Annotated in this window: 13 protein-coding genes; 8 read left to right on the top strand and 5 right to left on the bottom strand. The window is 41.5% G+C overall.

Annotated features, from left to right (window positions below; all coding sequences use genetic code 11):
• Positions 1–77 precede the first annotated feature (77 nt).
• Positions 78–422, top strand: a complete 345-nt coding sequence (locus LVD17_RS01135; protein ID WP_233764157.1) for a single-stranded DNA-binding protein — start codon at positions 78–80, stop codon at positions 420–422.
• Positions 423–552: 130 nt separating this feature from the next.
• On the opposite strand, the gene LVD17_RS01130 is transcribed toward LVD17_RS01135, so the two are convergent.
• Entirely contained in the window at positions 553–1,566 is a 1,014-nt protein-coding gene (locus LVD17_RS01130) for a glycosyltransferase family 9 protein (protein ID WP_233764155.1), read from the bottom strand.
• A 218-nt stretch (positions 1,567–1,784) separates the two neighbouring features.
• Here LVD17_RS01130 and LVD17_RS01125 point away from each other — a divergent pair, with 218 nt between their 5' ends.
• The 5 genes from LVD17_RS01125 to LVD17_RS01105 all read left to right on the top strand — a co-directional run bounded on the left by LVD17_RS01125 (position 1,785) and on the right by LVD17_RS01105 (position 4,639).
• Positions 1,785–2,204 (top strand): hypothetical protein, encoded by a 420-nt coding sequence (locus LVD17_RS01125; protein WP_233764153.1) that lies wholly within the window; start codon positions 1,785–1,787, stop codon positions 2,202–2,204.
• Between the two features lie 95 nt (positions 2,205–2,299).
• Complete coding sequence (locus LVD17_RS01120) at positions 2,300–2,593, top strand: SemiSWEET family sugar transporter (RefSeq protein ID WP_233764151.1); 294 nt, start codon at positions 2,300–2,302, stop codon at positions 2,591–2,593.
• 9 nt (positions 2,594–2,602) lie between these two features.
• On the top strand, positions 2,603–3,148 hold the full coding sequence (locus tag LVD17_RS01115) for a DUF1697 domain-containing protein (RefSeq protein WP_233764149.1): 546 nt from the start codon (positions 2,603–2,605) through the stop codon (positions 3,146–3,148).
• The gene (locus LVD17_RS01110) at positions 3,145–3,660 is read left to right on the top strand and encodes a GNAT family N-acetyltransferase (protein ID WP_306415976.1); all 516 of its coding nucleotides are present in this window, start codon (positions 3,145–3,147) and stop codon (positions 3,658–3,660) included. The genes LVD17_RS01115 and LVD17_RS01110 overlap by 4 nt, the downstream gene beginning before the upstream one ends.
• A 43-nt stretch (positions 3,661–3,703) precedes the next feature.
• Positions 3,704–4,639: a hypothetical protein gene (locus LVD17_RS01105; RefSeq protein ID WP_233764147.1), complete on the top strand. Its 936-nt coding sequence runs from the start codon at positions 3,704–3,706 to the stop codon at positions 4,637–4,639.
• 8 nt (positions 4,640–4,647) lie between these two features.
• Here LVD17_RS01105 and LVD17_RS01100 read toward each other — a convergent pair whose 3' ends face one another.
• From LVD17_RS01100 to LVD17_RS01085, 4 genes are all read right to left on the bottom strand, one after another.
• Positions 4,648–5,418, bottom strand: a complete 771-nt coding sequence (locus LVD17_RS01100; protein WP_233764144.1) for a LytR/AlgR family response regulator transcription factor — start codon at positions 5,416–5,418, stop codon at positions 4,648–4,650.
• 44 nt (positions 5,419–5,462) lie between these two features.
• On the bottom strand, positions 5,463–6,506 hold the full coding sequence (locus LVD17_RS01095) for a histidine kinase (protein ID WP_233764143.1): 1,044 nt from the start codon (positions 6,504–6,506) through the stop codon (positions 5,463–5,465).
• Positions 6,507–6,508: 2 nt separating this feature from the next.
• On the bottom strand, positions 6,509–7,597 hold the full coding sequence (locus LVD17_RS01090; RefSeq protein WP_233764141.1) for a sensor histidine kinase: 1,089 nt from the start codon (positions 7,595–7,597) through the stop codon (positions 6,509–6,511).
• Positions 7,598–7,693: 96 nt separating this feature from the next.
• Positions 7,694–9,181: a hypothetical protein gene (locus tag LVD17_RS01085; RefSeq protein ID WP_233764139.1), complete on the bottom strand. Its 1,488-nt coding sequence runs from the start codon at positions 9,179–9,181 to the stop codon at positions 7,694–7,696.
• A gap of 219 nt (positions 9,182–9,400) precedes the next feature.
• Here LVD17_RS01085 and LVD17_RS01080 point away from each other — a divergent pair, with 219 nt between their 5' ends.
• Both LVD17_RS01080 and LVD17_RS01075 read left to right on the top strand, forming a co-directional pair.
• A complete protein-coding gene (locus LVD17_RS01080; RefSeq protein WP_233764138.1) occupies positions 9,401–11,098 on the top strand; it encodes an amidohydrolase family protein in 1,698 nt (565 codons plus the stop codon).
• A gap of 18 nt (positions 11,099–11,116) precedes the next feature.
• On the top strand, positions 11,117–12,469 hold the full coding sequence (locus LVD17_RS01075; RefSeq protein ID WP_233764128.1) for an amidohydrolase: 1,353 nt from the start codon (positions 11,117–11,119) through the stop codon (positions 12,467–12,469).
• Positions 12,470–12,480: the final 11 nt, after the last annotated feature.

Genomic DNA, 12,480 nt, shown 5'->3' with positions numbered 1-12,480 from the left:
CATCGAACTTGATGAACGATATGCTATCACACCATCAAGTCAGTAAAATCAAATACTAAATATTAATTTTTACCATTATGAAAAACTTAAGAAACAGTGTGAGCCTAATTGGCAGACTTGGTCAGGATCCTGAACTGAAAGACCTAAGCAGCGGGAAAACTGTTGCAACATTTTCTATTGCAACATCAGAAAGTTATTATAACTCCCGAGGAGAGAGAATTGAGGATACACAATGGCATAACATAGTAGCCTGGGGAAAACCCGGTGAGATTGCTGCTCAATATTTAAAGAAAGGACAGGAAGTGGCCATTGAAGGCAAACTCATCCATCGCTCATACGAAACAGGCAAAGGTGAGAAAAAGCAAATTACTGAAATCAATATAAATAGCATTTTAATGCTGGGAGGGAAGAAGTCAGCTTAATTCAGGAGCCGGGTCGCGGTTCTGTAATGACTTTTCCATGTCGGATCAAACTGATCTCGAACCGCGGCTTTACTAAACTTTTTATAATTTGACAAAGCTTAACTTTTCTTCTGTCCTGACAAAGAAACTGTTACGGCAGATAAAAGTCAAAAATAATATTATTCATGCATTTAAAATGTCCCTTAGGACACTTGGAATACCCGATTTTTGAGCAAGGGCGACAGTTAATTTTATTGTTTTCCAACACGGTGAATTTAGTTCTGTACGGGTACATACCAAACAAAGGTATGGTATTGCCCCAGATGCTGAAGATCTCCTTCTTGAAGGCTGCGGCAATGTGCATCAAGCCGGTGTCATGTGTAAATACATATTTGGCCTGCTTGACCAGCGATGCAGATTGGTTGAGGTTGTATTTGCCGCATGCATTATAAATAAGAGCTTTCTTGTTCATTCTTGTCAGCCCTTCTTCCATCGGTGCTGATTTTTCGGTCTTCTCAAAAAACTTCACTATGGCTTCCGCGGTTTCAGCATCGTCAGGGCCACCAAGCAATACTATGGGCTTATTGATCTTGTCACAAAGCTCGATCATCCGCCTAAGCGGAAGTTTTTTTGTATTATGCTGCGCACCAATGGCATAGGCTACATATCCTTTTTGGTGAGTTTCAGGAAGCCATTCCAGAGGCACAATATCCTTCTCAGGAATAAAGTAGTCCAGTCCGAGACTGTCCATTTTAATGTTGAGAGGAGCCACCGTTTGCATATATCGATCCACAATGTGCCTGTTGGGAAGCTTGTTGATCTTTAGATTAACCATAAGCCACTTTTCCCAATTGAGTTTGTCAAACGAGTAACTTTTGACTCCAAGCCGTGCTTTGATGATCCTCGTACGTAAGTTGCTATGCAGGTCTATCACATAGTCAAACTTCTCAGCTTTAAGCTCTCTGATCAGGTCTTTTAAACTGTTTTGCAGATAATGCACTTTATCTACATAGACATTCGGATCTATGATAGAACGGAACTGATATTTTGTGCAATAGTGAATTTGACTATCATCGAGCTGAACCTTTAGATTGCGGACTACCGGAGTAGTAAGCACAATGTCGCCAATTGATGAAAAACGTATGATCAGAATTTTTAATCCCATAAAACCTTAAGTTCTGCCTTAAAGATAGGCCGATTACAAAGATCCGCTCCAATGTTGCCCGGAAAAATAGAAAAGGTTCCGTTAATAACTATTTTACTAACCTGCCTTAACGTTGTTTTACTTATAATTTAATGAGTCATAAAATGACAAAAAACATACATATGTTCATTTATATAAAAATATTTTAATAAATTTTATATAAACAAATCGCTATAACTATGAAACCATGTATTCTGCTCCTGATCTTAGCAGCGATTACCCTAAGCAGCTGCAACCCTAGCTTGTACGAATATAAGCTTAGTGGTGATATAACGGTTAATAATGAATGTGAGGGAGAGGTCCCGGAATCTGTACAGATGACCATAAAACTTCATTATAAAGATGCAAATGCCACACCGGACAGTTGGATTGAAGATATTGCTCTAAACCCCAATGGTACCTATAGTGTACAGACGGTAAAGACCAATCTGGAAGCAAAGGAATGGGAGATTGACATCGCAGTACCATGTGATTATATTACATGTCCTGTAGGGAAGGAATGTGTCGATACAAGAACAAGGGAACGCAATTGGAATAAAATACCTGTTACTCAGGAAAATCAAACTAAAGATATCACTTTTTCATGCGCCTGCCAATAAGCACCTGACCTTTACATTCCGTATCTGGCGGTAAAAGATAATCAACAAATATCAAAACGTTTCGTTTATTACCTCTTATAAGCGATATTTAAAACATGAACTGGATAGAAATAGCCGGACATACCGGCGCCCTGCTCAGCAGCATTACGTTTGTGCCGCAGGTCTACAAAGTATGGAAGACAAAAAGTGTTGGTGATTTAAGCCTGTACATGATGCTCATTGTCTTTGCAAGTACACTTGTTTGGCTTGCTTATGGTATTGCCCTTAATCTTTTGCCGGTGATTCTTGCCAATGGCTTCATATGTTTCTTAAGTGCCTTGCTACTCTATTTTAAATATGCCTTTAGCAGAAAGATTGTAGTGGTAACCAAATTGGAAAAGCCTCAATAACCTTAATTGATGCAAAGATACATAGCCATCCTGCGCGGAATCAATGTCAGTGGAGCCAAAAAGATAAAGATGGAAGACCTCAGAGCGAGGTTAACAAACTTTGGTTTTGAAAATGTGAAAACATATATACAAAGCGGGAATATTGTATTTGATTGTAAAAAGGAGGACCCACTTGTATTGGCAGGGCAGCTGCAACAGAAAATACTCGAAGACTATGGCTATGAGGTACCTGTTGTGATTACCGGTGCGAACGAACTTAAACACATCATTGATAGTAATCCTTTTCTGAAAGGAAGGGATGAAGATCAGGGAAAACTGTACGTAACATTTTTGGCGGAGTCTGCTGCAAGTGAAAACATTGCTAAAATTGATGCCCGCGACTTTCAACCTGATGAGTTTAAAATCAATGGTAAGGCTATATACCTCTTTTGCCCTGAAGTTTATGGCAGAACAAAACTCACCAACAATTTTTTTGAAAGAAAACTTAAAGTGACGGCTACCACAAGAAACTGGAAAACAGTAAATGCTTTACTGAGTATGGCCGATGAAAAATGATGACTCCTACTGAAAATGTACTTGAAACTGATCGTCTTTTACTGTCAAAGCTTAAAGTAGATGACGCCCCCTTTATCCTCAGACTGGTAAATGAGCCTTCATGGCTTCGTTATATTGGTGACCGGGGAGTAAAGAACCTTGAGGATGCTGAAAATTATATCGTTAACGGACCAATGAAAAGTTATGAAACCAATGGGTTTGGGTTATACCTGGTAAGATTGAGGAATGGAACCCCAATAGGGCTATGTGGGATATTGAAAAGAGACACATTGAATGACCCTGATATCGGCTTTGCATTTCTGCCGGAACACACGGGTATGGGGTATGCCTTTGAATCAGCCCAGGCAGTGTTGACTTATGGAAAAACAGTACTGGGATTAAACCGGATTGTAGCGATTACCTCTCCTGACAATTCCCGTTCAGGCAAACTTCTTGAAAAGCTCGGTATGAAATTCAGTAAAATGGTGCGGTTGGCCGGAGATAAGGAGGATACCAGATTTTATGAAGATTAGGTAATTATTGCTATATTGAATTCAGTACAAAACTATTAAGGTTATGAATGATAGTCTCGGTCTGGTCAACTCTTCTATTACGGCTGCTAGTAAAAACACCGGAAGTTATTCAAAGCCGGGCAAGGCAACACTTCCCGCCCAGGTCAGAAATCCTTTCGGAAGCGGAAGTTATAAACTACCTGAAACTGAACTCGAAAAAAGCGCCAGGTCTTTGGGCGAAAACCCACCACAACCCACAATTAATAATACCATTCAAATGTTAAAGGATATCAAAACCTTTAACCCATCACGAAATAATGCTGCGGATGCCAGACCGGTCACGGGAATAGTTGATCCTGTACAAATGGTGACAGCCACACCATCTTCCGGGCGGCCGATTCAAATGAAGCGGGGAAAGCTGGTGGAGGCTCGTGGTTTTTCGCCATGGTTCTGGACTGATACGCTGGAGGCGAACTGGAAAAGGAATAAAATTCCTATACACCCCTGCCATAGCCGAAGGCTTTCGGTCAACCAATTATATGGTGGCTATACCTTAATTGACGAAGTGGGAGAAACGATTGTTTCACAAGTATACGGCCCTTACACGCCAAGACTGGGAAGTAAAAAATCAGGTCATGTTGAAAGGCAATTTATTGCTGAAATGGAGAATCACCTTTACGCTTCAATGCAGGACGATTCGAGGCTAGGTGACGACGTACTGGCATTAATTGAAATAAAGCAATGGTTTACACCATGTAGCGGTTCAGTGGGTTGTGCCACTACTCTGAACGACAAAATAAACGAATATCACAAATGGTTTGAGGAAATCTCTGCCGGAGGACGATTCAGTGCCGGGGAACTATACGAATCAGGGGTAGCAGAAACTCACCCAAAAAGACCCGGAAAGGCCAGAAAAACAAGTATCGATGATGAAGAGATGTATGACTTTGAAGGCAATGTGCCCAGCGTTATTCATATAAATCCGGGAGATAAGTATTAAGCCAGTGACTATAGTCCGTTAAACCAGTCCTTAAAAGCAGAAACCTTTTCACGGCTAACGATTATTTCCTTGTTCAAATCAAGTCTTGGGGTTACTTTGAGCCTGCTGCTGGAGTAAACCACCACATCTTCAATAGCATTGATATTAAGTATGAATGACCTGTTGGCCCGGAAAAACTGCACAGGGTCAAGGAGTTCTTCCAGTTCCTCAAGCTTATAATCAATGATAAATTTCCTGTTGTTTACAGTATAGAGATAAACCGTCCTTCCTTCCGCATAAAAAAGCTCTACGTCATTTGTGGTAACGGATTTTATATGTTCACCAAGTTTGACCATGAATCTGGTCTTGTAATTTTTTTTACTAAGGTTCTGTAATACCATGTTGAGTTCGCCTGTATTTTGGGGTGCGTTGCCCAGATTTTCTCTCAAAGAAGTCAGCTTTTGCATCGACTGGCTCAGATCGTCAAATGTAATTGGCTTGAGAAGATAAGCTATACTATTAACCTTAAAGGCATCAATGGCGTAATCATCATAAGCAGTGATAAAAATAATTGGCTTGGACAGAGTCACCTCCTTAAAAATATCGAAGCTTTTGCCATCAGTCAGCTGAATGTCCATAAAGATCAAGTCTACCTGCTCCTGGTTTTGTTTTAGCCACGCCACTGAATCCTGAACGGAAGTGAGCTTTTTCAGAACATTAATATTACTATCGTATCGGCTCAGGTATCTTTCCAGCTTTTCCGCTGCGGGTACTTCGTCTTCTATGATTAATACATTCATATAATTATGATCTCACACGGATGAGTCACCCGTATGAATAGGGGTCAATTAACAATTTCAAGTATAGGTAATTTTATATAATTAATGTTGTAAGCTTTTACCTGAACCACAGGTTTCTCGCTGTAGAAGCTGTATGCCTGTTGTACACTGTCAAAAATATTCTTTTTATCGGCGTCCGCAATTAGTTTTTCATTGAGTTTGTTTTGCAATACGAGGTAGCCGTCCTGTTCTTCAATACTAAGCTCAAGTAGCAGAGGATTGTACTTATTGATGATGGTGCTCCGGATTACAGCTTCTACCAGCCCCGGTAAAGTGCCCGGCACTACCGGTATTTCATCACGTCCGGGCGGTATAGCTGTCTTTAAAGTGATCTTATTATCGTAAAGGTAGTTAAGGAGGTATATGATGTTGTTTGCTGCCTTTATTTCCTGCTGCAGGTTTGAAAGTTCCACTTTTCGGTGGCTCAGTATATACCTGTAGACCATGGACAGATGATCAATATAATCCTCAGCCTCTTCTGCATTTTTATGTATGAGCGTAATAAGTGTTTCGAGACTGTCATATAAAAGCCTTGGATTCACTTCATTTTTAAACTGGCCCAATTCGGTTTTTAGCGTTTCAGTCAATATTTGCTCAGTTTCGAGCCTGTTCAAATTCTGTTTAAACAAGTAGTAGTTGCTAAAGTAGAGCAGGTTATAAAGCAAGCTGGATATACCATAAATCGAGTTGAAAATAATTAGCTGCGTGTTCGTAATGCTAAAGGACAGCACATAATTGAAATACGCTGAAATGGCTAAGGATATCACCGCCAGTGATATCATAAGTCCGCTAATACTTTGAATGAGGATCTTACTGATACCGTCACTTTGGGAAGCAAGAAAGGAACTAGTCAGTTTAATATTGAGCCGGAGTGTTTCAAATAGCAGATAACTAAGCCCGATGCACACATAAACTTCCTGACCTGTAAATATCTCTGTAATCTGGGACACATTGTTATTGATAAGCAGGATCAGCAAATAGACCGATATGCCGTAAAACGGAGGTGTCAGAATACGAAATAAAGTGTTATGTATCAAAAGTGTTTTCATGGTCAGCCGGTTTTGGATAACTCATCTTTAATCACAGGCAATTTCACCGTGAATTTACTACCATCTTCTATTCTGATGTCTTTATGGGTAAAGTACCTGTACCGTTTTTTGATATTATCCAGCCCGACATGAAACGAATTGATATGTGCAGGCACACGGGTTTTGGTATTTGTGACCTTAATATCTGTGTTATCAATAGCACTGATATAGATGTTCATGGGCTGATCTCTGGTGATTACATTATGTTTGATGGCATTTTCTACCAGCATTTGTAAAGTTAATGGTGGCATTTTGGTTCCCATGATGTTTGGGGGAAGATTAATATCAAGGTGAAGACTGTTCTCAAACCGTACTTTGAGCAAATAGTTATACGATTTCACAAAATCAATCTCTTCCTGTAGTGTAACATATTGTCGCTGGTTGTTATCCAGTATATATTGATACGTGGCGGCAAGTCTGCGTATGAAATCCTCCGCCAGATACGGGTCCCTGAAAACCAATGAGGAAATGGTATTAAGGCTGTTGAATAGATAATGAGGGCTAAGCTGGCTTTTAAGTGCATCAAACTGGAGCTTGAGCTGCTTGCGCTGATTTTTAACAGCATTTATATGTACCACCGCGTACTGGTTGTATGAAAACAGGGCAAAGTAAATCAGGGAATATACAACAATCGCTATCAGCGTAATGATAATCAGCTTAATGGAAGTATCAGAGTACAACACCCATAAAAAATCAAAGTCGAATCCGTCAAATTCAATGACTGCTAATATGCTTCCCGATAGAAATATGGCGCCGATGGAGATCAAAAGGTTTTTAAGAAGCCCTATCATCAGCCTGGCCGAAAGATGCTCCTGCCAGGGCAGCCTTCTGTTAAGAAATACATCAGTTTTGTAAATGAATACAGCTATAATGTTGGCCGTGATAATGCTGGCCAGTAAATAAGGATAATTTTTAGCGACCGTAGGCAAATAACCTTCTTCACTGTAAAATAAATAAAGAAAGTAGATGAAGCCTACGATTGTGGAGATGACAAACCCCAACCAGAATTTACGCATATAATCTGAGACTAACCCGTTGAGAATTTTTGCCATAATAGCCTCAAAATAATCAATTAACTGATTATTCTGAAGCTATTACAGACGTTTGTTGTTACTGAACATACCTGATCTTATTGTTAAAGCTCAGGCTTAATCTATGGCACGCATAGCCTGCCCATAGTAGGTATCCGAACTAATGTTTTTTGCAGCAGCCCTGTAGGCATCCTTTACTTCCTTGTCGCTGGCTTTGACATGAGGGGCCAATGACTGCAGTGCACTTGAAGCATAGTAGTCTGAGCTTATGGAGCCAGCAGCCTTTATCAGAGGTAGAAGGGTGGTTTTTGATACATTTCTTGAATCCGCTGCCTTTTTAATAACCTCAGCCGCATAGTTTGATGAACCAAGCTTAGAGATGGCCGATGCCAGCCGTTCGAGTGTCTGATCATTCAGGTCCTGTTCTTTTGCTATCTTACTGAGTACAGCCGAAGCATAATAGTCAGACGACATTTTTTCATCTACCAGTATGATAAGTTTTGTATTCACATTTTCATGAAGCTTATTGTCGAGCAACTTGGTGAATACAGTAGCCATATAGTAGTCGGAATTTACATCTGAAATGGCATCCAGCACTGTGATAAACGATTCATCAGATAATTCACGCTTTTCGAGAGCTTTGCTCAGTATTTGAGTTTGATAATAATCCGATCCAATATTTCTTGTAGAATAAATGATTTCGGCCAGTACAGGTCCGTCAATGTTTTCCTGCTCCAGTACATTGCTCAGTACAGTAGTCTGGTAATAGTCCGAGCCAATACTTTTACTGGCCTTCATAATTTTAGAAATAGAAGTAGACGAAGCCTTATGCTCCCTTAGTGCATCTTTTAAAACTTCAGCCGAATAATAGTCACTTCCAATATTTGAAACAGCATCGAAATAAGCCTCGGCAGTTTTGTCATTTTTCAGGAAACCGGCGGAGTTGTCTTTGAGCATCTCCGACAGATAATAATCAGAGCTAATCACCTTTGATAAACTCCTGACCGCGGTTATCCGGTCATTGTCAGAGAGCTCATTCTTTTTCAAAAGTAACTTGCCATATATTGACCGTACATAGTCACTTTCCAGCAATGAGATTTCATTCATTACTGCATTTACCCCTCCCTGCCTGTAAAACCGGTTAACCCTGCTTTCTGCCGCTATACCTGTAGACCTTAGCACCTCGGGAAGTATTTCAGCCAGCCACTTTTTGCCACCGGGCTCATAGTTAGTCTTTGTCCGTCCCTCGTAGTACTCCCTGCGCAGTCCGGTTGGTGTAGCCTCTATTAAAATTGACCTTCGGCTGCCAAAAGTAGTTTTGCTTATTTCCAGATATCCACCCGGAGATATGGATTTAATGTCCTTATCATCATCCGTTACTTCGATTTCTCCCTTGTACTCGATGTTGAAGCTTTGCAGGCCATTGGAAGTAGAGATTTTCCTGATGTGTTTATTATCAGTGATTACTACTTTGTCCTCTGACTTGATGACGACCTTTTGACTAAAAGCATGGAATGAAAAGGACAGGATGACCGCTATAAGTCCTGTCCTTTTCAGGAACCCTTTCAGGTTCATCGTGTTTTTGAGTTTTTGACCTTTGCTCATGTTTTTGACTTTGTTTTACCTTCTCTTGCTATACAATGATCATCATTAATCATGTCTTTACACAGGCCAGGGTACTCAACCGTATGATGAACGTACTGAATTGTAGAAAGCGCGTATTGTTTTTTAATGTTTTACAACCGTTCGTATATTAATCACTTTATATGTGCACCTAATTTTCCTATCCTTATTTCTATTATAATTTTTAAAAAAATTGAGTAAATGACAGGATCAAAGTTAGTGTTTATGCGCAGGGCATTGTTATTGCTTTTTCCGGCGCTGTCCTACTTAACGTCCCTGGGGCAGAGCAGTGAATTGGCTCCGGTCACACGTACGTACGCCATTAAAAATGCACGCATTGTCCAGGCGCCGGGCAGGATAATAGATAACGGGGTGCTGGTTATCAAAAATGGTATTATTACAGCCGTTGGTAAAAATATTGAAATTCCTGCCGAGGCAAGAATAATTAAGGCTGATACCATGTATGTATACGCCGGATTTATAGATGGATTGTCTCATACCGGCGTGCCAAAGCCCAAAGAAGAAGAGAATAAAGTTAAGGATCCCGGCAACCCGCCTAATGATATTGCCGGAATAGAGCCACAGCGCGATGTTCGCAATATGCTCGACCCGAATGATAAATCAGTAGATGAAATGCGCAGGTTAGGGTTTGCCGTGTCCCATGTAGTGCCTCATGGCAGAATGTTGCCCGGTCAGGGCGCCATCATCCTGCATGCCGGAGAAAGCCCCGATGCCATGGTTTACAAACAACAGGCTTCCCTGTTTAGCCAATTGACAGGAGCTCCGGGTATATACCCCAATACGGTGATCGGAGTTATGGCCAAATATCGTGAGCTATACAGGCAGGCAGAACAGGCCAAGGCTTATAAGGCAAGGTACATTCAAGATGCTACAGGAATGGAAAGGCCATCTTCTGACAGAGTTCTTGAGGCATTTTACCCGGTTATTGATAAACAAATTCCGGTGGTTTTTAAAGCAGAAGATGTACTGTCAATACAACGCGTAATTGACCTGAAGAGCCAGTTGGGCTTCAATCTGATGCTGGCTGAAATAAAGCAAGGATGGGACATATCAGAAAAACTTAAAAATTCCGGTGCCAAATTGTTTTTATCACTCGATCTGCCCGAAATGAAAGAGGAAAAAAGCATGCCGGATACAACCAAAACTACGGATAAGAATGTAGAGCTGAAAGCCGATAAAGATCCTGAAAAACAACGATTACAAGCTCGGAAAGATGAGACGATCAAAAAACACTATCAACAACCCGCATTACTCCAAAGTCAGGGGGTAGAGTTTGGTTTCTCAACATTCGAAGCTAAACCCCGGGATATTAAAGGTAACCTTTCAAAACTTATTGAAAATGGCCTGAGCGAAGATGCCGCTCTTTCGGCACTTACCACCACACCTGCCCGGCTTCTAGGGCTTTCGTCCACCATGGGCACGCTGGACATTGGTAAAATAGCGAACCTTGTGATCACGGATAAATCGTATTTTGATAAGGAATCAAAAGTGAAATATGTTTTTGTGGATGGTAAGATATTTGAATACAAGGATGAGCCCGTTCCAAAAAAGAATGGAGAGACCGTTAGAGTGACTGGAAAATGGACATATAATACTGAAACTCCACAGGGGGTACACACCGGAGATATCGTCATTAATGGAGAAGAGGGCGATTATTCCGGCACCATAAGCAGCACCATAAGCGGTGATACCAATGACCTGTCCAACATCTCGGTGGACGGCGATCAACTGTCTTTTTCTTTTACTGTGGTCATTGAAGGTAACGCAGTTTTGGTTGAGGTAATCGTAACAGTAGAAGAGGGCTCATTTGAGGGAACAATGACCGCCGGAGACTACGGTAGCTATCCAATAGAAGGAGAAAGATCTCCTGAGAAATAACCTAAAAGTATTTTAGCAATGAAAGAATATATAGCAATAGTTTTACTACTCCTTTTTTCCCAGGCAGTGCAGTCCCAGCAAAAAGGAACGGTATTGATCAAGAACGGTACGGTGCTGACTATCACCAAGGGCACAATGGAAGCTACTGACGTGCTGATTAAAGATGGTGTCATTAGCAAGATAGGAAAAGGGTTAAGTACCCCAAAGGGTGCGCAAACCATAGATGCCACCGGCATGTACGTTATGCCGGGGATTATTGATGCTCATTCGCATATTGCACTGGATGCCGTTAATGAAGCGACCAGCCCTGTTACCGCAGAGGTTTGGACCGGTGACGCCATCAACCCGCTGGATGTTTCTATCTACAGGGCACTCGCCGGGGGGGTGACCATATCCCATGCACTGCACGGCTCTGCAAATGCTATCGGCGGCCAAAGCGAAACCATTAAGCACAGGTATGGCACTGTTGATCCTGATGCGCTAAGAATGAAAGAAGCCCCGAGAACGATAAAGTTTGCCCTGGGAGAGAATCCTACCAGAGTGCATGGGGGAGGTAATGGTATCGTACCGCGCACCAGAATGGGTGTTGAGGCCGTTTTCAGGAGTTCATTTTCAGAAGCGAGACAGTACATGAAGGCGTGGGATGAATACAACGCAGGCAAAAGCAAGAAAGGCTATAAAGGTACAGCTCCCCAATATGACCTCAGGCTTGAAACGCTGGCTGATATTCTGAAAGGTGACATCATCGTACACTGCCACTCATACCGTGCTGATGAGATCTATATGCTCATGCAGGTGTGTAAAGACTTTGGTATAAAAAAACTTGTTTTTCAGCACGTTAACGAGGGTTTTAAAGTAGCGCCTGAACTGGCGGAGTTTGGAGCTATGGCATCTGTATTTTCTGACTGGTGGGCTTATAAGTTCGAAGTGTATTACTCTACGGCCTACAATGCTACTATTCTACACAAAAATGGTGTAGTAACATCCATCAACTCCGATAGCGGAGAGCTGATCCGACACCTTTACCATGAAGCTGCCAAAACCCAGAAATACGGCGGCTTGTCAGACAATGACGCGCTCTCCATGATTACCATCAATCCTGCAAAACAATTGGGTATAGAAAGCAGGGTAGGCTCTATAGAAGAGGGCAAGGATGGTGATATTGCCATCTTTAAAAACCATCCGTTATCGATCTATACCATCCCGATGATGACCATTGTAGATGGCGTGGTAGAGTTTGACAGAGAGAATGATCCGGATGATATGCGTATCTATGTAGATCCTAAAGAAACTATTGATGTTACACTACATGGCACAGGGCATGCCGGAGACAGGTGCATGCAAGACGCTGAATTTTTATTTCACGAATAATGCAGAGAGAC

The organism is Fulvivirga ulvae, assembly GCF_021389975.1.
Lineage (GTDB): Bacteria > Bacteroidota > Bacteroidia > Cytophagales > Cyclobacteriaceae > Fulvivirga > Fulvivirga ulvae.
Note: the sequence above shows the minus strand (reverse complement) of the source record. Positions and strands in the feature narration are given on the sequence as shown.